Origin of the sequence: Streptomyces sp. NPDC059443 (genome assembly GCF_042750105.1) — a bacterium.
Lineage (GTDB): Bacteria > Actinomycetota > Actinomycetes > Streptomycetales > Streptomycetaceae > Streptomyces.
The window spans coordinates 259,842-281,124 of the sequence record NZ_JBHYVM010000001.1; the positions used below are offsets into that span (position 1 = coordinate 259,842).

The 21,283-nt window shown below is 68.7% G+C and carries 22 protein-coding genes and 1 rRNA gene; 4 read left to right on the forward strand and 19 right to left on the reverse strand.

Going from position 1 to position 21,283, the window contains the following annotated elements:
• Positions 1-143 precede the first annotated feature (143 nt).
• The 3 genes from ACFXDJ_RS01210 to ACFXDJ_RS01220 all read right to left on the reverse strand — a co-directional run bounded on the left by ACFXDJ_RS01210 (position 144) and on the right by ACFXDJ_RS01220 (position 2,030).
• Positions 144-794, reverse strand: a complete 651-nt coding sequence (locus tag ACFXDJ_RS01210; RefSeq protein ID WP_384650146.1) for a disulfide bond formation protein B — start codon at positions 792-794, stop codon at positions 144-146.
• A gap of 31 nt (positions 795-825) precedes the next feature.
• Complete coding sequence (locus ACFXDJ_RS01215; protein ID WP_384650148.1) at positions 826-987, reverse strand: hypothetical protein; 162 nt, start codon at positions 985-987, stop codon at positions 826-828.
• A gap of 125 nt (positions 988-1,112) precedes the next feature.
• On the reverse strand, positions 1,113-2,030 hold the full coding sequence (locus tag ACFXDJ_RS01220; protein WP_384650150.1) for a LysR family transcriptional regulator: 918 nt from the start codon (positions 2,028-2,030) through the stop codon (positions 1,113-1,115).
• Between the two features lie 71 nt (positions 2,031-2,101).
• Between ACFXDJ_RS01220 and ACFXDJ_RS01225 the strand changes: the two genes are divergently transcribed.
• Positions 2,102-3,619, forward strand: a complete 1,518-nt coding sequence (locus ACFXDJ_RS01225) for a cytochrome ubiquinol oxidase subunit I (RefSeq protein WP_384650152.1) — start codon at positions 2,102-2,104, stop codon at positions 3,617-3,619.
• 39 nt (positions 3,620-3,658) lie between these two features.
• On the forward strand, positions 3,659-4,690 hold the full coding sequence (gene cydB / locus ACFXDJ_RS01230) for a cytochrome d ubiquinol oxidase subunit II (protein ID WP_384650154.1): 1,032 nt from the start codon (positions 3,659-3,661) through the stop codon (positions 4,688-4,690).
• Here the strand turns inward: cydB and ACFXDJ_RS01235 are convergent.
• The 4 genes from ACFXDJ_RS01235 to ACFXDJ_RS01250 form a co-directional block, all read right to left on the reverse strand.
• The gene (locus tag ACFXDJ_RS01235) at positions 4,635-5,768 is read right to left on the reverse strand and encodes a TDT family transporter (RefSeq protein WP_384650156.1); all 1,134 of its coding nucleotides are present in this window, start codon (positions 5,766-5,768) and stop codon (positions 4,635-4,637) included. The genes cydB and ACFXDJ_RS01235 overlap by 56 nt on opposite strands.
• A 91-nt stretch (positions 5,769-5,859) precedes the next feature.
• Complete coding sequence (locus ACFXDJ_RS01240) at positions 5,860-6,282, reverse strand: PIN domain nuclease (RefSeq protein ID WP_384650158.1); 423 nt, start codon at positions 6,280-6,282, stop codon at positions 5,860-5,862.
• Complete coding sequence (locus ACFXDJ_RS01245; RefSeq protein ID WP_384650160.1) at positions 6,279-6,494, reverse strand: type II toxin-antitoxin system VapB family antitoxin; 216 nt, start codon at positions 6,492-6,494, stop codon at positions 6,279-6,281. The genes ACFXDJ_RS01240 and ACFXDJ_RS01245 overlap by 4 nt, the downstream gene beginning before the upstream one ends.
• Positions 6,495-7,149: 655 nt before the next feature.
• Positions 7,150-7,614, reverse strand: a complete 465-nt coding sequence (locus ACFXDJ_RS01250; RefSeq protein WP_384650162.1) for a hypothetical protein — start codon at positions 7,612-7,614, stop codon at positions 7,150-7,152.
• Positions 7,615-7,850: 236 nt separating this feature from the next.
• Here ACFXDJ_RS01250 and rrf point away from each other — a divergent pair.
• Positions 7,851-7,967, forward strand: a 5S ribosomal RNA gene (gene rrf, locus ACFXDJ_RS01255).
• Between the two features lie 44 nt (positions 7,968-8,011).
• Here the strand turns inward: rrf and ACFXDJ_RS01260 are convergent.
• From ACFXDJ_RS01260 to ACFXDJ_RS01305, 10 genes are all read right to left on the reverse strand, one after another.
• Positions 8,012-9,010, reverse strand: coding sequence for a BsuBI/PstI family type II restriction endonuclease (locus ACFXDJ_RS01260; RefSeq protein WP_384650163.1), 999 nt, complete (start codon positions 9,008-9,010; stop codon positions 8,012-8,014).
• Positions 9,011-9,174: 164 nt separating this feature from the next.
• A complete protein-coding gene (locus ACFXDJ_RS01265; protein ID WP_384650165.1) occupies positions 9,175-10,734 on the reverse strand; it encodes an Eco57I restriction-modification methylase domain-containing protein in 1,560 nt (519 codons plus the stop codon).
• A gap of 75 nt (positions 10,735-10,809) precedes the next feature.
• Positions 10,810-11,538, reverse strand: coding sequence for a creatininase family protein (locus tag ACFXDJ_RS01270; RefSeq protein ID WP_384650167.1), 729 nt, complete (start codon positions 11,536-11,538; stop codon positions 10,810-10,812).
• Between the two features lie 27 nt (positions 11,539-11,565).
• Positions 11,566-12,747: a serine hydrolase domain-containing protein gene (locus ACFXDJ_RS01275; protein WP_384650169.1), complete on the reverse strand. Its 1,182-nt coding sequence runs from the start codon at positions 12,745-12,747 to the stop codon at positions 11,566-11,568.
• A gap of 54 nt (positions 12,748-12,801) precedes the next feature.
• Positions 12,802-13,371, reverse strand: coding sequence for a 2OG-Fe(II) oxygenase (locus ACFXDJ_RS01280; protein ID WP_384650171.1), 570 nt, complete (start codon positions 13,369-13,371; stop codon positions 12,802-12,804).
• Positions 13,368-14,747 carry a cysteine--tRNA ligase gene (gene cysS / locus ACFXDJ_RS01285; protein ID WP_384650173.1) on the reverse strand — a complete coding sequence of 460 codons (1,380 nt, stop codon included), beginning with the start codon at positions 14,745-14,747 and terminating at the stop codon, positions 13,368-13,370. The genes ACFXDJ_RS01280 and cysS overlap by 4 nt, the downstream gene beginning before the upstream one ends.
• A 51-nt stretch (positions 14,748-14,798) precedes the next feature.
• Positions 14,799-15,728 (reverse strand): hypothetical protein, encoded by a 930-nt coding sequence (locus tag ACFXDJ_RS01290; RefSeq protein ID WP_384650175.1) that lies wholly within the window; start codon positions 15,726-15,728, stop codon positions 14,799-14,801.
• A 12-nt stretch (positions 15,729-15,740) separates the two neighbouring features.
• Positions 15,741-16,862 carry a sugar-transfer associated ATP-grasp domain-containing protein gene (locus ACFXDJ_RS01295; protein ID WP_384650177.1) on the reverse strand — a complete coding sequence of 374 codons (1,122 nt, stop codon included), beginning with the start codon at positions 16,860-16,862 and terminating at the stop codon, positions 15,741-15,743.
• A gap of 103 nt (positions 16,863-16,965) precedes the next feature.
• Positions 16,966-17,169: a hypothetical protein gene (locus tag ACFXDJ_RS01300; protein ID WP_384650179.1), complete on the reverse strand. Its 204-nt coding sequence runs from the start codon at positions 17,167-17,169 to the stop codon at positions 16,966-16,968.
• Complete coding sequence (locus ACFXDJ_RS01305) at positions 17,166-17,330, reverse strand: hypothetical protein (protein WP_384650181.1); 165 nt, start codon at positions 17,328-17,330, stop codon at positions 17,166-17,168. The genes ACFXDJ_RS01300 and ACFXDJ_RS01305 overlap by 4 nt, the downstream gene beginning before the upstream one ends.
• Before the next feature lie 254 nt (positions 17,331-17,584).
• On the opposite strand from ACFXDJ_RS01305, the gene ACFXDJ_RS01310 reads away from it, so the two are divergent.
• On the forward strand, positions 17,585-18,925 hold the full coding sequence (locus ACFXDJ_RS01310) for a transcriptional regulator (protein ID WP_384650183.1): 1,341 nt from the start codon (positions 17,585-17,587) through the stop codon (positions 18,923-18,925).
• A 77-nt stretch (positions 18,926-19,002) separates the two neighbouring features.
• Here the strand turns inward: ACFXDJ_RS01310 and ACFXDJ_RS01315 are convergent, their stop codons facing one another.
• Entirely contained in the window at positions 19,003-20,733 is a 1,731-nt protein-coding gene (locus tag ACFXDJ_RS01315; protein ID WP_384650185.1) for a relaxase/mobilization nuclease domain-containing protein, read from the reverse strand.
• Positions 20,730-21,125, reverse strand: a complete 396-nt coding sequence (locus ACFXDJ_RS01320) for a plasmid mobilization protein (RefSeq protein WP_384650187.1) — start codon at positions 21,123-21,125, stop codon at positions 20,730-20,732. Before ACFXDJ_RS01320 ends, ACFXDJ_RS01315 begins: the two co-directional genes overlap by 4 nt.
• Positions 21,126-21,283: the final 158 nt, after the last annotated feature.

Sequence of the window (21,283 nt, forward strand, 5' to 3'; positions counted from 1 at the left end):
CCGTTGGTGGGGGGGGGCAATCACCACGACCCACATAACCCGGGGACCCCAGCCAAACACCCAAGGGCACCCCCGGGGGGGGCCCGCGACCCCCCCCCCCCGGGGGGGGGGGGGCCCTTCGACGTGAGAGCGGCGTACGGGGCTCAGAGGCCGAGATCGGTGAAGAACTGGTAGCTGGTGGGGTCGCCGGGCATCTGCCAGTTGAAGCCCTGGAGGAAGAAGCAGGCGATCAGGTTGCTGGCGGCGAAGACGAGGAGCACGGCCACGGTGACGGCCCCCGCACGGCGCAGGGCGGGCGAGGCGGGACCGGCGTCCAGGGGTTCGGACCAGGGGGTCAGGAACAGGGCTGCGGCGGCGGCCAGTGCGGCGGCGAGGAAGGTGATCAGGGCCCAGGTGTAGAGGTGCAGGCCGAACAGGGCGCCGGCGTAGCCGGGGTCGGGGGGCACGATGTGCATCAGGACCTGCGAGGCGGAGACGGTGCTGCCGATCAGGGCGGCCCCGATGGCCCAGCCCCAGCCCGAGGTCCACTCCCGGGTGGTCACCGCACCCTTGCGGGACCGGGCGATGATCCAGGCGGGGCCCACCGCGCTGAGCAGGAAGAACATTCGCTGGAGCAGGCACATGGGGCAGGGGTACTCCCGCAGCCCGAACTGGAAGAAGTAGGCGCCGGCCAGGGTGCCGCAGAGGCCGATGACGTAGGCGTGGGCGAACCACAGCCCGAGGCGGTTAGAGAGCCGGGCCGAGCCTGTGGTGGTGGTTGTGGAGCTGGGGGCGCTGGTGCTGGTGGTGCTCATGGTGAGGTCTCCTCCTCCGGAACGCGGTGGCTCAGAGGGCGATGTGGAAGGTGTGGGTGATGACGTGGGGGAGGAAGGCGATCGTGGTGACGATCAGGGTTCCCGCCCACAGCAGCATTCGGGACCTGTCCGGCCGGCCGCGGAGCACTGTCATGACGCACAAGAAGATGAGGAGGAAGAGGAGGGTGTACATGATGTCCCAGCTTCATCGGGGGGATCTTTCCTTGACTCCACCTTCCGTCCGGGAGTTCCGCGCCGGTAGCGGCAACGGATCGATGGATCCATAGAACCGCCCTATGGCCCTACGCCCCTACGCCCCTACGCCCCTTCGGCCGGGCGGCGGGCGATCGCGTACAGGTCCCGGGCCGGTCCGGCGGGCCGCTGCCCCGTGGGCCACACCGCGCGCAGGGACCGCGTCGTGTCGAGCCCGGTCACCGTGGCGGACCTCAGGCTGCCCGAGGCGAGTTCGGCGGAGACGGCGAGCGAGCTGAGGACGGCCGGACCGACACCGGCGGCCGCGGCGTTCTTGATGGCCGTGGTGGAGGAGAGCTCCATCAGCGGTGCGGGCTGCCAGCCGGGGAGGGCTGCGGCGACGGCCCGTTCGAAGGACGTACGGGTACCCGAGCCGGACTCGCGCTGGATCAGCGGGGTGGCGGCCAGCTCCGCCAGGCTGATCTCGGTGCGCCGCGCCCAGGGATGGCGGGGTGCGAAGACCACGACGAGGCGGTCCCTGGCCACGAGCCGGCTCTCCAGCCCCTTGGGCGCCCGCGGGCTCTCGATGAAGCCGATCCCGGCCCGCCCTTCCAGCACGGCCCGGGCCACAGTGGCCGAGTTCCCCGGCTCCAGGGTGACCGTGGTCCCGGGGGCGGAAGTGCGCAGCGCCACCAGCCACTTGGGGAACAGGTACTCCGCGATGGTCTGGCTGGCGGCCACCCGCAGTCGGGAGTCGCGCTGTTCGCGCAGGGTGTCGATGCCCGCGCCCAGCCGCTGGGCCGCCTCGACCAGGGGGCCGGCCCACTCGGCGATCAGCGCACCGGCCGGAGTAGGCCTGGAGCCGAGGGTGGAACGCTCCAGGACCGGCAGGCCGACCAGCTTCTCCAGGTAGCGGATGCGGGAGCTGGCCGACGGCTGGCTGATGCCGTGCGCCTCGGCGGCCCTGCCCAGGCTGCCCAGTTCGATGACGCTGAGCAGCAGGTCCAAGGCGGAGAGATCGGGGACGCGAGGGGGGAGGGGCATAGAGCCATTCTATGGATCCATTGATCCGTCACCGCTACCGCGCGGGCGTGGCGCGGCCGGAGTGTGGACGCATGAACTTGGCACTCGCGCCGGAGACCGTGGCCCGCTGGCAGTTCGGCATCACCACCGTCTACCACTTCCTCTTCGTGCCCCTGACGATCTCCCTCGCCGCGATCACGGCCGGCCTGGAGACGGCCTGGGTCCGGACCGGCAAGGAGAAGTACCTCCACGCGACGAAGTTTTGGGGAAAGCTCTTCCTGATCAACATCGCGCTGGGCGTGGTCACCGGCATCGTGCAGGAGTTCCAGTTCGGCATGAACTGGTCGGACTACTCGCGCTTCGTCGGCGACGTCTTCGGGGCGCCGCTGGCCTTCGAGGCGCTGATCGCCTTCTTCCTGGAGTCCACCTTCATCGGGCTGTGGATCTTCGGCTGGGACAAGCTGCCGAAGAAGGTCCACTGCGCCTGCATCTGGCTGGTGTCCCTCGGGACGGTGCTGTCCTCGTACTTCATCCTGGCGGCCAACTCCTGGATGCAGCACCCGGTCGGGTACGCCGTCGACGCGGCGACCGGGAAGGGCCCGGGGAAGGCGCGGCTCACCGACATCTGGGCCGTGCTGACCCAGCACACCACCCTCGTCCAGGCCGGGCACACCCTCTCCGCCTCCTTCCTGACCGGCGGGGCGTTCGTCGTCGGCATCGCCTCCTTCCACCTGTGGCGCCGCCGCCGCGAACCGGGCCGGCGGACGGCCGTGATGCGCGCCTCGCTGCGCGTCGGCCTCGCCGTCGCGGCGGTCGCCGGGCTCGCCACCGCCGTCAGCGGCGACAGCCTCGGCCAGGTCATGTTCGAGCAGCAGCCGATGAAGATGGCCGCCGCGGAGGCGCTCTGGGACACCAGCGCGCCCGCGCCGTTCTCGGTCTTCGCGGTCGGTGACGTGAGCGAGGGCCGCAACGACGTCGCCATCGAGGTCCCCGGGGTGCTCTCCTTCCTGGCGCACCACGACTTCACCGGCTCGGTACCGGGCATCAACGACACGGCCCGCCAGGAGGCGGCGCTCCACGGAGGCCGGCCCGAGGACTACATCCCGAGCATCTTCATGACCTTCTGGGCCTTCCGGCTCATGATCGGCTTCGGGATGGTCTCCTTCGCCGGAGCGGTCGCCGGGCTGTGGCTGACCCGGCGGAGGCGATGGCTCGACCCGCGCTTCCGTACCGGGGACGAGGAGACGCCCCGGCTGATGGTGACCGCCCGGGGCGAGCTCGGCCCCTTCCTCACCCGGTGGTTCTGGCGGGCCGGCATCCTCACCCTGGGCTTCCCGCTGGTCGCGAACTCCTTCGGCTGGATCTTCACCGAGATGGGCCGCCAGCCCTGGGCGGTCTACGGCCTGCTGAAGACCGCCGACGCGGTCTCGCCCGGGGTCTCCACGGCCTCGGCCACCGTCTCCCTCACCGTCTTCACCCTGCTCTACGCGGCCCTCGCGGTCGTGGAGGTCCGGCTGCTGATCCGCTACGCCGGCGCCGGACCACAGCTCGAAGACGGCGCGCCGGCCTCCCCGGAGCAGGCCGACCGCCCCGTGACCTTCGCCTACTGACGCCGCGCGCACCCGCCTACGTACGAGGAACGACTCCCCATGCAACTCCACGACGTCTGGTTCGTGCTGATCGCCTTCCTGTGGACCGGCTACTTCTTCCTCGAAGGCTTCGACTTCGGCATCGGCGTCCTCACCCGGATCCTCGCCCGCGACGCCGAGGAGCGCGGGGTGCTGCTCGCCACCATCGGCCCGGTCTGGGACGGCAACGAGGTCTGGATGCTCACCGCCGTCGGCGCGACCTTCGCCGCCTTCCCCGACTGGTACGCCATCCTGTGCAGCGGCTTCTACCTGCCGCTCCTCGCGCTCCTGGTCTGCCTGATCGTGCGCGGGGTGGCCCTCGAATACCGGGCCAAGCGGGACGACGGTCCCTGGCGCCGCACCTGCGACCGCTGCGTCTTGTGGACCTCGGTGGGATGCGCGTACCTGTGGGGCCTCGTCTTCGCGAACATGGTGCGGGGGGTGCCGATCGGCCCCGACGGGAACTACACGGGCACCGTGCTGGACCTCCTGAACCCGTACGCGCTGCTGGGCGGCTGCGTCACGCTGTGCCTGTTCACCCTCCACGGCGCGCTCTTCGCCGCGCTCAAGACCACCGGCTCCATCCGGCGCCGCGCCCGCGAGCTGGCCTGCCGGCTGACCACCCCCACCGCGGTGGCCATGCTGGCCTTCGTCCTCTGGACCCAGATCCACCGGCCGGAAATCCCCGCGTTCATCGTGCTGACGGTGGGCGTCGGGGCCCTGTTCCTCGTGGTGGAGATGACCGAAAAGGCCAAGGAGGGCCGGGCGTTCGCGCTGTCGGGGCTGGTCGTGGCGGCCCTGGTCGCGGGGCTCTTCCTCGACCTGTTCCCCGACGTCATGCCCTCCTCCTCCGAGCCCGGCTGGAGCCTGACCGTCGAGAGCGCAGCCTCCTCCCCGTACACGCTCACGATCCTGACCTGGGTCGCGGCCTTCGGGGCCCCCGTGGTCATCGCCTACCAGGCGTGGACGTACTGGGTGTTCCGCCGGCGGATCGGCGTCACCCGGGGGCCGGGGCGGGCGGAACGGGCGGAGCGGGCCGGAACGCACCGGTGAACAGGCCGCGCAGGGTCAGGGTGCCCGCCACCAGCCAGGCAGCCAGTAGGAACGCGTACAGGGCGACCGCTAGCCAGCGGTAGAGGTTCAGGCCCGTGTGCTGGGCCAGGCCCTCCGCCCCGGTGACGCAGGTGCCCACCGGGAAGGTCAGGGCCCACCAGGTCATCGAGAAGCGCATGCCCCGCCGCCGGGCGTGGACGAGCACCGCGCCCGCGAAGGCGAACCAGAGCAGCGCGAACCCCATCACCGGGACCCCGTAGATCACCGCGAGCATCCGGAAGCCGTCGGTGTACGGGGCCTGGACCACCCCGGGCGCCGCGTCGGCGAACTTGTTCACCGCGGTCGTGGACTGGCCCAGCGGGCCCAGTACGAGGAACAGCGTCGGCGTCAGCGCGAGCGGCAGCGGGGGGCCGCTGACCAGCCGTGAGAAGACGACGGGAAGAAGCACGAACGTCGCCAGCAGGCTCAGCCCGAACATCCCGTAGCAGCCGAGCAGCAGCGCCCGCCGCCACTGGCCGGCGGGCAGGTGGGGAATCAGGAGGGGGCCGAGGGCCGCCGAGACCATCGGCGCGACGATCGGCAGCAGCCATACGGGTGACGCGCTGCCGGGTTTGATCTGGTGCCGCTCCACCATCAGGTACGGGACGGCGACGGCGGCGAGCAGCCCGATGACCGTCCCCGAGAGGAACAGCACCGTGTCCAGGACGACGGCCGGCCCGGCGCCGATCCAGTCCTTCCCCACCAGCATCGCGCCCCCGCCGACCGCTAGCAGCGCCATCGAGAGGCAGCCGTAGAACGGAGCCACGGCCGGGTCGAGCAGGTGGGCCCTGGCCTGGTCGCGGTGGAACGTCCAGTGCACGGCGCGGGCGCAGAGCAGCACGGCCAGCATGACCGCGGACAGGACCCACACCACCAGACACCCGGTGCGCAGCCCGGGCACGTCCACCGGCAGCGCGACCCCGGCGTTGGCGACGATGGCCGTCCCCATCACGGCGGCGTACCAGTTGGGCCCCAGATGCCGGACGAAGGACTCCCGGCCCGCCGAGGTACCGACGGGGGCGGACATGAGGGCTGCCATGCCCACACCGTCACCCGCCACCGCAACCGCCGCCACCCGAGCCGGGAACGCGAAGAGCCCCACCGCAAGCGGTGGGGCTCCTCACGCACGTTCATTTATCGGCCTCTGGGCCGTACCACTGCATCGCTTGGCCCGTGACAGCAGCGATGCACTCGAAGTCGTGGTCGCGGTGCAGGAGGGTCAGCCCCTGCAGTTCCGCGGTGGCGGCGACGACGAGGTCCACCGCGCCGGCACTGCGATGGTGTCCACGCTGGGTCAGCAGCTCCTGAACCTGCCAGGCACGGTCGTACGCCCGGTCGTCGACAGGCACCCAGCCGAACAGCAACCGCATGTCCTCGATGCCTCGCTCGCGGTCTGCGGCAGAGCGGGCACTGTAGAAGAACTCCAGCTCAGTGATGGGGCAGGTCGCGATGAGGCCGGCTGCGGCTGCTTGGTCCCAGCCGTACTGTTCGGCGTCGCCGCGCAGGAACCGTGCGAGCGCGCTGGTATCGATCAGGAACTGTGCCGCGCTCACCGCCGGTAGTTCCTCTTGTCCTCGAAGAGGTCCAGGTCGAAGGAGCCCTCTGCGGCGGAAGCACGCAGCCGAGTGAGCGCGAGGGCCCGCCGCCGGTTCTCCAGCACCTCCCGCAGGGCGGTGTTGACCGTCTCCTTCTTCGTGCTTGTCCCGAGTGCCTGAGCCACGTCTGCCAGCAGCTCGTCATCAAGGTCGATCACGGTTCGACTCATCCAGGTACCTCCGGTGATATCAACTCGTGTGTCAAGTATATCTCGCCCGACATCTGTCGTGGCGCTCACTCAGAGATCACAAAATGCCCCACGCCAGGGGCTGACTTCGATCTTCGTGGTGGCGAGCATGTTGATGAGCGGAGGTGAGGAGGTGCCAAGTGCGCTGGATCGCCATCGCGGCAGGGGGCCTCGCGGTCGTGGGGTTTGCCAGGTGCCTGTTGGTGCAAGTCCGGAAGCTTCTCGCGGGACTTGTCGAGGTGATTCGAACTTGGCGCGAGCTCAGACAGTTGCTGGGGCGCTACCGAAGAAGCGGGCCCCGACACTGCAGAGGGAGCCGAAGGCGGCAAGTGAGGCGGAAGCTGAGCCGGGAACGCGAAGAGCCCCACCGCAAGCGGTGGGGCTCTTCAACGTATTGCCCGGTGAGAGCAATGGCGGAGGATACGAGATTCGAACTCGTGAGGGGTTGCCCCCAACACGCTTTCCAAATGTTCGTACCCCCGTCCGGCGGGGGCCGTACGCGTCCTGACCTGCTGCGGAGCATTCTGCTGGCCTCCGTGCGGACAGCCACGGACGGCGGCGAATGCAACCAGAACTGCAACCATGGACACGTCCTTGGACACGGGCCGGACGGCCTGATGGCTGCGGTGGGGGCTGCTCAGTACGTCGGGCAGAGGTGCGTGTGCACCGCGTCCAGGATCTTGGCGGCCTTGGCCGGCCCGAAGCCGTCGGGGTGGGTGGGCGAGGTGAACCGCTGGTTGGTGAGGTCGGTCTGCTTCGACTTGTCGTTGGGGAAGCTGGCGATCGTCTCGCACTGGTTGCGGCCTCGATCGACGGCCTTGTCGGGCTTGGTGTTGACGATGTCCGGGTCGATGGCAGTCAGGGCCGCGATGTACTTGGCCTGTGTCGCCGCATCTGGCTTGGGCGGAATCCCCTTGCCCTTGGGCGTCTCGGCGGCGGCCGACGGGCTGCTCGTTCCCCCAGGCGCAGCGGGGGTACTCGGTGCGGCGGCGGGAGGGGTCTTCGCCGACGGCTTGTTGGTGCCCTGGCCGCTGCCACAGGCGGTGAGCCCCGCAGCGGCAATGAGGACGGACAGTACGGCGGTGGTGGTGCGGTGGTTCACGGCTCTCCCCTGCGCAGTGACTGTGTGCACAGAGGTCGATCGCTAAGTGTGGGCAAAGGTTGTACGCCCAGTCCCTCTTCCGCGCTGGCAGACATCCGTACGCTCAGCCGCCTGGACGGCGGCCCAGCGGGGTGCCGGGGCGTCTCATCCCCCCAGGGCTGGCCAGGAGGCGACCCTGCACGCCTGTATACTCATCGAACGAAAGCGCTTGACCCTTTACGGGTTGCGCAATGCATTTCGGTGACCATAGCGGCAGGGAAACGCCCGGCAACATTCCGAACCCGGAAGCTAAGCCTGCCAGCGCCGATGGTACTGCGAGGGGGACCTCGTGGGAGAGTAGGTCGTCGCCGATATCTTCTTTGAGGGCCGCCCCGCCTTGCGGGGCGGCCCTCGTTGCTTATTCGGCCTTATCGTATGGCCCGAGGAACCGCTCGCCGTTGAAGTGCACCATGTGTGTTTCTTCTTCCGCGATCCAGACTTCAGTCTCCCAGGCGATATCAGCCATGAACTGACGGAATTTCCCTCTTGTCAGGAACGCTGTGACGAACACCAGGCCAGGACTGGCGCCCGCGAAGAGCTCCTTGAGCTGGGAGATCCGCTGGTTGTCGACCGGTCCGGTGGAGGTAACTGCCTCTACCAGGACCAGCCAGTCCTTCTCGGTGAAGTGGATGACTACGTCAGGCATCTTGCCGTGGGGGTCCACCACGACTCCCAGGTCAGCCAGGTACTCCGGCTCGTTCACGATCCACTTGGAGCCGGTGTCCCCCAGGTAGACCACAGTGCCCTTGGGCGTGAACTGTGATCCGAAACGCTCGACGACCGCTTTGATGAGTTCGCTGTGCGCCCCAGGGCTCAGGTCGGCCGTGTCGACTTTGCTCCCGTCAGGCAATGTGACGGGCACTCTGTGAACCTGCCTCTCAGCAGCATTCACTTCGATCAGCTTCGGCTGCTCGGCGTGAAACTCCTTGAGGCGCTCATCCCACGTCGCAGTGCCAAAAGCCGCAATGGCCTTTAGGGCGATATCGCTTGGATGGTATCGGTTGTTTTGGTCATTCGTGGCGCGGTTCGGGGCATCGGAGTTCTTGACGAGGATTCCGGCACGCACCAGAGGGTGTACGGATTCCTTGCGTACGGACTCCCGACTGTTCGGGGCGTACCTAACCTCGCCATTCCTCCCCTTGGGGATGTCCGGATAATTTTCGGCCATCCAATCCATGCACGGGGTCACCCCGAGGGTGTTGGAAGTGACCTCCTCCCATCCCTGTGTCGGGCGGAGATCAAGCATCGAAAGCAGTACGAGCGCGGTCCGCTTTCCCTGCTGCTTTTTCGGCATCCCTATTGAGGCGAGAATCTTCCTCGCCTCGTCGAGCTTCTTCTCCTGCTGTTCTTTCGTCACCCGTCAGCCCTCCCCCAACCGTCTCGGTACAGTGAGTGATGGTTAGGCTACATGGCGTCTGGGCGGGTGCTGGGGGCCGTTGCGGGGGCGCGTGCTTCAAGCCCACGGCATGCTGTCGCCAGGGCGTCCGCAATCAGCCATCCGGCAGCCAGGCGTGCTGACTGCTACGCCTCGCTCAGCGTGGCGGGCTCGGTCGACTCCAGGTGGCGCTCGACTAGGTCGTCGAGCTTCTCCTGGTCGGGCCATCCACCCTCTATCCACTCGCCGCCAATGGCTTGAAGCTGGGCCTTGCTGGGGTAGCGCATGTTCCGCAGGTCAGTCGCGTTGACCTGGGTGTGGCCGCTGAACCGTCGGATGAGTCGGTCCAGCAACGTGGAGTTGAGCCAGAGGCAGAGGCCGCGGGCGAGTTCTTTGGGGAGGCCGGCGCCTGCGCTGTGGAACACATTCACGTGGTTCTCGAAGCCAATTCGCGCGCAGGGCGTCACGTCTGGGTCGAATACTGTGGCGACCACACGACGCTTTTCCTCCTTGGAGGACAAGCGTTTCACGACGACGTAGTACCCAGAGGGGAAGGTCATCTTTTCGGTGTCTGGGTTAAGCGCGATTGCGTTGTTCTTCTTGGCGCCAGGCACGGGCCAGCGGATTCCGCCATCGCGCATGTGCAACGGGTAGATGAGCGGAACCGCACCGGCCTCCGGATCGGGCCGCAGGTGCTCCTTGGAGCGGAAGTCCACAACTCGGCCGGTCGAAACCTGGCAGTCGATCGTGGCGAGGGTGGCCGGAAGACTTGCGTGAGTCGCCGCGAGCTGGGCGTCTTCCTCGTCTGCGCTGATGTGGATGAAATGCTCGCCATCTTCCGGCTGCACCATCTGCCGATACTCCACCACACGGCTGCGGGCTTCGCCGCCGTAGCTGTGGCTGGAGGAAACGACGATTGGCCCTCGGTCCGGAGCGTCGGTGCGTGTCGCCGAGAAGATCACATTTTCCTGGAGCACGTCCGTGTCCGCGAACACCTTGTTTCGTGCCTCAAACAGGTGCACTCGGTCGATGTGCATCCGGTCAAGGAGGTACTTGCGAAATGGCCGGAAGTAAGGTCCGTTCGCGAAGCTCCGCGGGGTGATTGCGACGAGCTGGCCGCCGGGGGCGAGAAGGTGGATCCCAAGCGCCATGAACGCGGAGTACAGGTTGGAAGTTTCTGTGCATGCCGTTGTGACGGCCATGCGCTCGCGGGAGCCAGCGGAGAGCTTCTTGTACGGGGGGTTCATGATCACAATGTCGAACGGCCCACGTGCTTCGCCGAACAGTCCTTCCGCCTGGGTTGCCCAGGCGATGAAGTCGTCCTTCACCAGCGTGGTCTCCACCCGTCCGCCGGCCGCTTCGGCCGTGCGCGCGCAGTCCTTCAGGGTCGCCGACAGGGTTTCGTGTAGCTGTGGGTCGTTCTCGCAGGCCGTCACGCTGAGGTGCGCTTCGGGCTGGCCTTGGAGGATGCGCGACACGAGAGAGGCGGTCAGAGAGCCGGCCCCAGCGCCGGGGTCCAGGATCCGGATCGGGCCTGTGCTGGCCAGTCTCGCCAAGGAGGCGATGAAGTCAGCGGCAGGGGCGGGCGTGAAGTACTGGCCGCGCTTCGCGCGCTCCTTGGGGTCAAGGGCCGAAGACGACTCCTGACGCCGCACTTCCGTGCGAGCCACAAGGTCCGATACCGCTGCTGCTACCTCTGCTGCCATGGGCACAGCGTAGCCAGATTGCACCCGAGCTGATGAGCCTGTGGAAAACGCCGTCGGTGAACTCTTCCAATGGGATCACCGGCTCCCATCGAGAGCTGCGACGTGCAGCGCGAAGCTTTCCGTCAAACTGGCGAGCACAGCCTTCCCCTTCTCTGCTGTGCCGAGGGCTGGAAAGCCGATCACCCCGGATTTGGTGTACGCCGCCATTCCCTGGACCAAGAGAAACGGCCGTGGACCACCGTCGTGGTCTGCCTCCCTGTATCCCTCGCGGACAAGCTCGGGGGCCGCGTGGAGAAGGATGGAGGTCTCGATTTCGCCAGCGTGCATGTCGGCGTGACGGTCGGAGACGAGGCCAGCGTGGTCGCGGGCTTGGTCCCAGTCGGCTCCGAGGGGGAACAGAGTGACCGCCGGCCCGTCGACGTTGGCTTCCTGGACGACGTTGGACAGGACGTAGTTTCCGCCGTGCCCGTTGACGATCACCAGCTTGTGGATGCCGGAGCGGGCGAGGGACGCGCGGATGTCGTCGATCACGGCGTAGAGGGTCTTGGCGCTGATGCTGACGGTGCCGGGGAAACCGGCGTGCTCGTGGCTGCACGACATCGTGATCGGCGGCAGCAGGTGAACGCGGTAGGCATCGGCTATCTCCTGGCTGATGATGCACGCGATGGCCGTGTCGGTGATCAGTGGGAGATGGCGGCCGTGCTGCTCGAAAGAGCCGACGGGTAGGACCGCCACGCGGGGTTGCAGTTCCTGGACGTCGGTGCTCGTGGCGGTCGGCAGCAGACTCACGACACTCCCTCTCATCGGGTTACAGGGCGGCGCTCATCATGATCACCCTGATCTGGTCAGCGACTTCCGGACTGCTTCGGTCAGCAAAGCCGCGCGCGTATCGTCCGAGCCGCTGACGATGTGGTTCATGACGTAGCCGAAGGCGATGCCGTGGGCGGGGTCGGCGAAGCCGAGCGAGCCGCCGCGGCCGGTGTGACCGAAGGCGTTCGGGCCGGTCATGAGGTTGCCCTCCGTGGGCAGCATGAATCCGGTGCTGAATCGGCTCGGGATCACCATGACCTGGTCCTTCCCGCTTGCCTGCTCCTGGATCGCCGAGGACAGGGTCTCCTGGGCGAGCAGGCGTACTCCGTCGACCTCGCCGATCAGCGCGGCGTACATGCGGGCGAGTGCCCGTGCGGTGCCGATGCCGTTGGAGGACGGGAGTTCCGCGGCCTGCACTTCCGGGGAGTCGAAGTCGATCGCGGCCGGGTCGGTGACCGCGAACGCCCGGTTGCTGAAGGAGTTCGGGTCCCGCCATGCGGCGACCTGTTCGCGGAGGTCCTCGGGGATCGACTCGGCCGGCAGCGTCGTAAGGTCTACGGCCGGTCGCCGGTAGACCATGCGGCTGACTCGGTCGCGCTCGCTCGGCGGCAAGCCGATGAAGAAGTCCAGTCCGAGAGGGCGCGCGATCTCGTCGGCGAAGAAGCGGCCTGGTGAGCGGCCGGAGGCCCGGCGGATTACTTCGCCGACCAGCCAGCCCCAGGTTCGGCCGTGGTACCCGTGTGCGGTGCCCGGAGTCCACAAGGGACGCTGCGCCCCCAGCGCCACTGCCATGGGCTCCCAGGACAGTGCCTCTGCCAGCGGCAGCGGTTGGTCCAGGGCGACCAAGCCGGCCTGGTGGGACAGGAGCCAGCGGACGGGGATGTCCGCCTTGCCGTTCGCCGCGAACTCCGGCCAGTACTTCGCCACCGGCGCGTCAAGGTCCAGCAGTCCGCGCTCGACCAGCATGTGCGCCGCGGTCGCGGTGACTCCCTTGGTCGCCGAGTAGACCAGTTGCAGGGTGTCCCGTGTCCACGGACGGCCGGTCTCGAGGTCTGCGACGCCACCCCACAGGTCGACCACCGGCCGGCCGTGCCAATAGACGCACACGGCCGCGCCGATGTCCCCGTGCTGGGTGAAGTTCTCCATGAACGCCTCGCGGACCGGCTCGAACCCGGGCGCTACCTCACCGTCGATCGTCGTCATGCCGCTCATCCTGGCATCTTGGCTGCCCGCTCTGGCAGGGCAAGTGGGCCGTACTCAAAGGCATTCGGCATCGATGCGTACGACGAGGGTGACGCGTTCGCCGCTCGTGATCGGCCGTACGCCGTGGATGTGGTCGCGGGTGGCCGGGAAGGCGACCAGGGTGCCGCACGGCGGCTTGATCTCCTGGGCGGGGTTCTCGAAGAACAGCTCGCCGCCGCCGTAGGAGTCAGGGGTGTTGAGCCAGATCACGAGGGTGAGGTCGCCGCCTACGACGGGCTGTCCGTTGGTACGGGCCCGCTCGCGTTCGATGTCGGTGACCTCGTCGTGGTGGGCTACGAAGCCGACGCCGGGGCCGTAGCGGTAGACGACCGCCGGCTGGGTGGGTATCCGTTGCGGGGCGATCTCGAAGTGGCCACGCAATTGGGCGGCGCAGTGCGAGATGACCGCCTCTTCCAGGTGCGTCGGGATCTCGACGTACTCGCTCTTGCGCAGCGATTCGTCGATGACGCCCTGGTAGGTACGCGGGCGGGCGGTGTGGTTCTTCACGTGGTCCATCAGCGCTCCGCAGAGGCTGAGGGGTATCGCGCTCTCTACGACGAGCGGTAAGCGGCTCTTCCAGGTCATGCGGTGGGCTCCTTCCACCAACGGGTGCCTTCGGGCGAGTCCTCGAGGATCACGCCCTGCTGGGTGAGCTGGTCTCGGATCGCGTCGGCCTCGGCGAACTTCTTCGCCGCACGGAGCCGGTCGCGCTCCTTCACGAGTTCGTCGACGGCGGCGTCGCTCTGGGCGGAGCCGGTGATGTCGAAGGTTCCGAAGAGGTTGTTCACGTCCTCGATCAGCCGCAGAGCGGCCGGGCCGGCCGGCTCCTCCATGCGGTTCTGCTCGCGGATGTACTGGAACAGGACGGCGAGGGCGCCGGGGGTGTCGAAGTCGTCGTCCAGGCGCTCACGCATCTCCTTCCAGGCGTCCGTCGCGCGTGCGGCGTTCGCCTGGCTGTCCGTGTGCGCGGGGTGGATGGTTCGGGCGAAGTTCTCGATCCGGCGGCGTGCCCCTCGGGCCTGCTCCAGCGTGGAGTCGTTCAGCTCCATGGAGGATCGGTAGTGCTGGGAGAGGAACGCGTGGCGCAGGGTGCGGAAATCCGTCCGGGCGAGAGCGTCGCGGATCGTGAGGAAGTTGCCCGTGCTCTTCGACATCTTCTCGCCGTCGACGCGCAGCAGACCGGTGTGCATCCAGTAGCGGGCCAGTGGCTCGATCCCGGAGGCGGCTTCCATCTGGGCCACCTCGGCCTCGTGGTGCGGGAAGATGAGGTCGACGGCGCCGCCGTGCAGGTCGTAGGAGGGTCCGAAGAACGTCTCCGTGATCGCGGTGTCCTCGATGTGCCATCCCGGCCGGCCAGGGCCCAGCTCGGTCTCCCAGAACGGCTCGCCGTCCTTGCGGCCCTTCCACAAGGCGAAGTCGCCCGGGTTGTGCTTCTTCGAGTTGTCGTCGATCCGCGACACCGAGTCCTCGGGCCGCAGGTCGGTGCGGCCGGAGAGCTTGCCGTAGGCGGGGAACGAGGCCAGGTCGAAGTACCAGCCGTCGTCGAGCTGGTAGGCGTGGCCCCGCTCGATGAGCCGCTTGATCTGGTCCACGATGCCGTCGATGTGGTCGTGGGCCCGCGCGTGGACGTCGACGCGGGTGTTGCCCAGCGCGGCCATGTCCTCCAGGTACTGCTTCTCGAAGAGGGCTGCGATCTCCTCCGGCGGGACGCCTTCCTCCGCTGACCGCCGGATGATCTTGTCATCGACGTCGGTGATGTTCTGGAGGTAGGTGACCTTGTACCCGCTCGCTTCCAGGTACCGGGCGATGAAGTCGAACTGCGTGTACGTCTTCGCGTGCCCGACGTGGCTGGGGCCGTACACGGTGGGTCCGCACACGAACATCCGCACCTCGGCCTCCCGCTCGGGGCGGAACTCCTCGGTCTGGCTGGTGAGCGTGTTGTGGACCTTGATCGACATCATGCCTCCTGTGTAAGCGGATCACGCAGCGTACTGACGCCCGGACATAAGCGTCTAACTGGAACCGCCGGGCCCGCCGAAGGGGACGAAACGCGGGGACGGCAGGGTGGCGAAGACCGCTGCCTCATCCCCGAGCAGGTGGTGGTTGGCCTGCTGGTACGCCTTCCGCACGGCCTCGATCGCGCCGGGGCTCAGGTCCATCCCGGCGGACTGGCAGAACTCCCCCAGCGCCTCGCATCGCCGCTCCAGGTCGACCATCGACAGCGGGTCGCACTGCTGGGCCTCGATCAGCAGGTTCTCCTGCTTGCCGCTGATCAGACCGAGCGCACCGAGGGAGTGCAGCTTCCACTTCATGTTCGGCAGCAGCCGACCCGAGCGGGCGTACATCCAGTCCACGACCTCGTCCAGCGCCCCCGACAGGACGAAGTGGCCTGTGGGCACGCCGACCCGCCGCGCCATGCGCAGCGGGATCTCGCGCACGTCCCAGGTGATCCGGTTGTACAGCCGGTGGGTCTCGCCCTCCAGCCGTTCAAGCTGCTCCCGTGTCTTGTGGGAGATCAGCGCATCGAAGGCGCTCTCGCGGTCGAACAGCGGCTCGCCCTTGTTCCCGTAGGCGTCGCACTTGTCGCTGTTCCACGTCGTACGCGGGTCGGCCTCGTACTGGAAGAGGAGCTGGTGGACGTTGACCTCCATGCGCCCCCAGGGGACCGGCAGGTAGAAGCTGAACTCCGGGACCCAGGCGGGGAGCCGGTCACGGACCAGGGCGTACGTGTCCGCCGGCCGGGGCCTCCACTCGTCCTCCTTGATCGGGACGTCGAGGACGACGGCCAAGTCGAAGTCGGAGTCAGTGCTGAACCGCGTAACGTTGCGCGGCGCGACGGCCGAGGAGGATAGGACGTAGAGCGCCTGGACCTCGGGCATCGTTTTGAGCGTGTTGAGCAGACCCCCGGCCGCGGCACGGGCCTGCACTTTCAGGTTTTCCACGAGAACTCCTGGTCAGATGATCGGGCGATCCATCACGGAGCGGAGCGCGGGGACGAGCTCCAGCGCGACGCCGCCGTGGGTGCGCTGGATGTGTGCGAGAGAAGGGCTGCTGTTGCCCTCGATGACCATGGGTCCCTCGGGCGTGAGAGCGATGTCCCAGCCGATGAAGGGAACCTGCGGGAACAGGCGGGCGCAGCGGGCGGCCAGCTCCCGGACCTCCGTCATGCGGGAGATCCGGTGGTCGGCAAACGGCACCGAACTGACCCCGTGGCGGGTGTGGGCGGTTAGGTACCGGTCGTAGCCGTGGCGGTCGAGTCTTCCGTCGGGGTGGACTCGGATCTGCATGCCGCCGGAGGCCGAGTTGTCTGTGGTGCTCTCGGTGCCACCGAGTTTCAACATCACGTACAGGACCTCGGCGGCGCCTTCACGCAGCAGGGTGATCACGCGGAACGTGTTGAGGACGTACGGGTTCAGCACGTCCAGGTCGGCATGCTGCGGCACATGCTGCTCCACCAGCCACGTGCCCCACTGCTGCGCGTAGGCCGCCAGGTCGAAGTCGTCCTCGCCGGGGCGCACGATCACGACGCCGGTTCCACCGCTGGAGTAGCGGGAGGGCTTGACCACCACGCGCCCGAAGCCGGAGACGCGATCGAGGACGTCCGCCAACGACACCGCCTCGCCGTCGGACGTCACACCCGCACGGTGGTCGCCGCTCGCGATCAGTGCGGGCTGCGGGATGCCGGCCGAGGCGAGGATCTTCTTGCAGGACGTCTTGTCGTCCAGCTCGATCGTGTCGCGGTTCACGCGGGGAAGGAGCTGGTGGAACAGGGCTGACTCCGGCAGGTACGAGCAGGCCCGCTCGGCGGACACCTCGCGCCGGTAGCCGCCGTAGCGGAAGTAGTGGAAGGGCAGGCAGCGCCACCTCGTGGTGACCCTCATCAGGTCCACCGCGATTCGGGCCGTGCTCTTCCGGTCCTCGTCGCGCAGCAGCGCGGGGACGTGTTCGCTCCGCAGCTGCCGCACCTGGTAGGGGAGGAACCGCGCGCCGGAAACGCGGGGAAGAACCCGGGTGCGGAACCACTCCTCGGTCACGGCCTGGCGGTGGTTGAACCCGCGGTTCGCGGTACGTCTCATGGTGCTCCTCCCATTTCTTAGTGGCCCGGGGTGCCGGCGATGGCCAACGTGACGACGAGCGCGGTAACGGCGATTACGTAGGCCAAGACAGCGAGGCGCTGCCTCATCGGGCGGGCCCGATGTTGTCGGCGGCGGTCGACCAGCCGATGCCGTTCGCGGGCTGGATGTAGGCGATGCGGATGAGCCGGCCGCCGTGCCTCTCGTGGACGACTTCCGTCAGCTCCCCTTCGCCCCGGCTCGCGATGTCGCGGACCCGGCGGTGAAGGAGGGGGTGGTCCTCCCGGCCTTCGGAGTCGACCGGATTCACCGCTCGGACTCCTCGCCGTCGCTCCCTCCGCGACGGAGGAATCTCGCCCAGCTGGATTCGGCGCGGGCACGGAGGGCCGGGCTCGGACCGGCCGGCTGCTCGGGAACGGTGTGCTGGCGTTCGTTGGCGCCGGACGCGCGTACGGGCAGAGGCTGGTTCATCACGACCTCCTCGGGGGTGGTGCAGCCCGTCACCCACGGGAGGGGCGCCGATGACGGGCTGCGGTTCTGGGAGCCGTCCGGAGCGGGGCGGGGGAGCCGGTTGCCCGGGTGCTGAGCTCCGAACGGCGTGGGCCCAGTGAACGGCTGTGGACCATGGGCCCGGAACGTTTCCCGGGGGTTTCTCCGGCGAGAGAAACCCCCGTTTCTCACACGGGGAGTAGCCTCCTGACTACCGACCTGAGGGGAGAGGTGGGATGTCTGACCCGATGGCTCTGCACCCGCTGACCTACGTGCGCGAAGGCAAGGGCTGGGGCAAGGCCGAGTTAGCCCGGCTCATGTGCGAACGCGGGGGCGAGCTGGGCGTACCGCTGGCCACCAACCGGACGACGGTCTGGAAGTGGGAGCAAGGGCAGGAACCCGACGCGGACGCTCAACTGGTGCTCGCTCACCTGCTGGGCGTTCCTGAAGAGCACGTCCGCTCGACGGCCTGGCCCCGATGGCTGCCGGCCTGGGAGTCGACAGCACTGGCCGCCCCGTGGACTCCGGCCGGTACCGTGAGGGTGTTCGCTGATCTAGTCAGGAGCGGCCACATGGATCGTCGGGGGTTCCTGTCCATCACCGGCGCCGCGCTGACGGGTGTCGCGGCCAACTGGGCAGCCGCGCCAGAGGCGTTCGCCTCGGCATTCGACGGGGATCGCGTCACCGACGCGATGGTGACCACCATCGAAGCGCGCGTGGACACCCTCCGCACGCTAGACGACCAGATGGGCGGCGCCCGGCTCCTGGACCAGGCCACCAGCGACCTCGCCCTGATCACCGGCCTCCTCGACCACGGGCGCTACACCGACGCCGTCGAACACCGCCTGTACGCCACGGCGGCCCGAGTGTCGTACCTCGCCGGATGGATGGCCTACGACAAGGGCCTTCGCTCCCTCGGCCAGCGCTACTACGTCGGCGCCCTCCGCAGCGCACACAGCGCGAAGGACGATGGCTTCGGCGCCTTCATCCTGGCCGAGATGGGCATCCACATCTCCGACTCAGGCGACACGGCCGCCCGCGTGAAGCTCATCGACACCGCCATCGACAACGCCCCGACGGCGCTCCCGTCGGCGGCGGCCTCCTACCTCTACCTCCATCAAGCCGAAGCCCTGTCCCGAGACACCCAGCACGAGGCGGCCGGCAAGTCGCTCAACCGGGCCTACGACCTGTGGGGCGGCCACCGCGAAGGCGACCGCCCCGACTGGCTGGGCTGGTACGGGGAAGCTCAGCTCAAGTCCACCGAGGGCAAGATCATGCTCCGATCCGGCTTTCCCGAGCGCGCCACCAGCGCCCTCGCCTTCGCGGTGGACCAAGCGGTCCCCCGCGACCGTGCCGTACGGTCTGGCCGCCTCGCCACGGCCCGCCTGGCTGCCCGGGACCTGGACGGCGCCTTGGACGCCGCCAACCTCGGCCTGGAGCTGCTGGAGAACCGCGTCCGCTCCGACCGGGCACATGTCCGGCTGACGAAGTTCAGCGACTACCTGGAGCCGTACGCCGGGGTGCCGTCGGTCCTTGAGTTCCGCGACCGGCTTCACGCTCTTCCGGCTGTCGCCTGACAGCGCTCCCGTGGCGCCCCCGTCCTCGGCGCAACCCTCCAGCGTCACGACGAGCCCACAAGCCCGCCTAACTGAGGTCAGCGCCGTCGGGTTGAGTCGCTGGCTGCCTTGACTGGCGGCTGTGCGGCGGGTGCCGCAGGCGGTGTGCGCCTGTTGCCGCGGGCAGGCGGCTTGTGCAGAGCCTCGGGTGCGGCGGGCAGGTGGGCGCTGCGACGTAGGCGCCAGACGAGGACATCGCTGATCGAGGAGGCGGTGTCGAGCTCGCGCCGTTGGGTGGCTTCGGCGAGCAGGGCGGCCGGGTCGTGTCCGGCCTTCTGTGCGTCGGTGAGGGTGGCGGCCAGGGCGGGCCAGCCGGGCTCGGCCAGGATCCGTTCGGCCAGCTCCGGCAGCGCCTGGCGGACGAACGCAGCCTGTCGTTGCTGAACATGCAGGGCCATGCGCTGGCCTCGCTGCCGGAGGGCGCCCATGGGCTGGGTGGCGGCTGCCTGGTAGGCGGAGCGGAGGTGTTCGGCGGCTTGCTGGGCGGCTGCGGCCTGCTGGGCGTGGTTTTTCCGCGCGTGCCAGTTCGCCGCGGTGATGGCGAGGAAGAACGCCATGTCGATGAGCATGGCAGTGGTGGCGCCGTCCTCGCCGCTACCGAGGGCGGGTCCGCTGTGGACGAGGTCGCGGGCGGCCTGCCGAAGAGCATGGTCGTGCCCTCGGACTGCCTTCACATGGGAGCGGCTGGCGCGTTCGAACGAGAAGGCCGCGTCGCGGAGTTCCTTGCGGGTGTGGGCGGCGGAGGTCTTGGCCAGCGCGTCGAGGACTTCTGCGGCGGCGGCGATCTGGGCTGCTGCCGTGCCGTCGTCGCCTTGGTCGATGATCAGCAGTGCCTGCCAGGTGGCGGCGGTGGCCCTGCGCCGCGCGAACGCGGGACCGGTCACCGGCGGCAGGACGGGCTGCCCGGGACCGTTGTCGCCTTCCGAGGCTTCTGCAGGCGTGGTGAAGCGTTCGCGGATGCGGGGCAGGGAGAGGTCCGGGGCGAGCTTCGATCCGGAGTAGAAGACGGGTTCGCCGTGCCTGTTGCGGTCGTCGGGGAGGGCGACGGTGTAGCCGAGGAGGTCCCCGGACGGTGCTTTCCGCTGGTGTACGAGGAGGCCGGCGGAGGCGAGGCGGTCGAAGAACTCTTCCTCGCCCTGGGCGCCGGCCACGGCGCGGCGGACGGTCTCGCGTAGCTCTTCCCGTGGGGTGCGTTCTCTGTTGTGGCGGTTGGCTTTGTGGCGTTCGGCGCTGGTGGGGCGTTGGGCGGCGGTTCCGTCGCCGGTGTTGAGGCGGCGCAGGCCGTAGTCGGCTTCGATGTGGCGGGCTTCGGCCTGGGCGCGCTTGGCTTCGTTGTGGCGGCGCGGGCGGCGGCCGTCTTCGCGGACGGTGGTGGCGATGATGTGGATGTGGTCGTCGGCGTGGCGGACGGCAGCCCAGCGGCAGCCCGCGCCGTCACCGGGGTCGATGCCGGTGGCGGAGACCATGCGGCGGGCGATGTCGCCCCACTGCTCATCCGACAGGGTCGGGTCCTCGGGTGCGGCGCGTACGGACAGGTGCCACACGTGCTCGGCAGGGCGACGGGATGCGGTCAGGGCCTGGACGGGCTGGTCGAGAAGCCGCTGCAGGTCCGCGTAGGTGGCGTCGGGGTCGCGGCCGGGGTCGGGGGCGAAGGGGTCCCAGGCGGCGACGAGGTGGGGGTCGGTGTGTTCCTCGTGGGTGCCGGGGCCGTAGAGGTAGTGGATCAGGCCGATGGTGCGCCTGCCCATCTTGTGGAGGCGGGGGATCATCCGGTGGCGGTCTCGGTTTCCACGTAGGTCTGGGTGAAGGCGTCCACGCGCTCCGCGGCCCGGTGGACGGCGGCCAGGACCGTCTGGGCGTGGGGTGCGTCAGCGCCGGAGTTCAGGGCCTTGGCGACCTGGTTGACGTTGTTGCCGATCTGCCCGAGGTGCCGGCGCAGCGCGAACAGTTCCCCGACGATCTCGCGGCGGGTGGCGATCTCGGCCTCGGTGCGGTCGAGGTCGAGGGCGGCGTTGAGCGCAGCGTGTGCAAGGAAGCCGGCGACGCTCATGCGGCAGGCGGACGCGGCACGGGTGAGGAGCTGGTACTCGTCGTCGTTCAGGCGGCAGCTGGGCTGGTGCATGCGCTTGTTCTCGGCGCGCAGGCGCTCACGCTGGCGCACGTGAGGCTGCGAGGGCGCGGCATGGGTGCAGCGGATGGTGTGGCAGGCGTGCTGCCCTTCCCTTTCGGGATGCGGTCCGACCTCGGCCGCATCCCGGTGGACCGGCGCCCCCTGGTGCCGGTCCTCCCCTGCCACCCCTGGGGCGGGGGAGCCCAGAG

Coding starts and splice junctions, on each gene's coding strand:
- ACFXDJ_RS01210 (WP_384650146.1), bottom strand. CDS start 794: ATGAGCACCACCAGCACCAGCGCCCCCAGCTCCACAACCACCACCACA.
- ACFXDJ_RS01215 (WP_384650148.1), bottom strand. CDS start 987: ATGTACACCCTCCTCTTCCTCCTCATCTTCTTGTGCGTCATGACAGTG.
- ACFXDJ_RS01220 (WP_384650150.1), bottom strand. CDS start 2,030: ATGCCCCTCCCCCCTCGCGTCCCCGATCTCTCCGCCTTGGACCTGCTG.
- ACFXDJ_RS01225 (WP_384650152.1), top strand. CDS start 2,102: ATGAACTTGGCACTCGCGCCGGAGACCGTGGCCCGCTGGCAGTTCGGC.
- cydB (WP_384650154.1), top strand. CDS start 3,659: ATGCAACTCCACGACGTCTGGTTCGTGCTGATCGCCTTCCTGTGGACC.
- ACFXDJ_RS01235 (WP_384650156.1), bottom strand. CDS start 5,768: ATGGCAGCCCTCATGTCCGCCCCCGTCGGTACCTCGGCGGGCCGGGAG.
- ACFXDJ_RS01245 (WP_384650160.1), bottom strand. CDS start 6,494: ATGAGTCGAACCGTGATCGACCTTGATGACGAGCTGCTGGCAGACGTG.
- ACFXDJ_RS01265 (WP_384650165.1), bottom strand. CDS start 10,734: ATGGCAGCAGAGGTAGCAGCAGCGGTATCGGACCTTGTGGCTCGCACG.
- ACFXDJ_RS01270 (WP_384650167.1), bottom strand. CDS start 11,538: ATGAGAGGGAGTGTCGTGAGTCTGCTGCCGACCGCCACGAGCACCGAC.
- ACFXDJ_RS01275 (WP_384650169.1), bottom strand. CDS start 12,747: ATGACGACGATCGACGGTGAGGTAGCGCCCGGGTTCGAGCCGGTCCGC.
- ACFXDJ_RS01280 (WP_384650171.1), bottom strand. CDS start 13,371: ATGACCTGGAAGAGCCGCTTACCGCTCGTCGTAGAGAGCGCGATACCC.
- cysS (WP_384650173.1), bottom strand. CDS start 14,747: ATGATGTCGATCAAGGTCCACAACACGCTCACCAGCCAGACCGAGGAG.
- ACFXDJ_RS01295 (WP_384650177.1), bottom strand. CDS start 16,862: ATGAGACGTACCGCGAACCGCGGGTTCAACCACCGCCAGGCCGTGACC.
- ACFXDJ_RS01305 (WP_384650181.1), bottom strand. CDS start 17,330: ATGAACCAGCCTCTGCCCGTACGCGCGTCCGGCGCCAACGAACGCCAG.
- ACFXDJ_RS01310 (WP_384650183.1), top strand. CDS start 17,585: ATGTCTGACCCGATGGCTCTGCACCCGCTGACCTACGTGCGCGAAGGC.
- ACFXDJ_RS01315 (WP_384650185.1), bottom strand. CDS start 20,733: ATGATCCCCCGCCTCCACAAGATGGGCAGGCGCACCATCGGCCTGATC.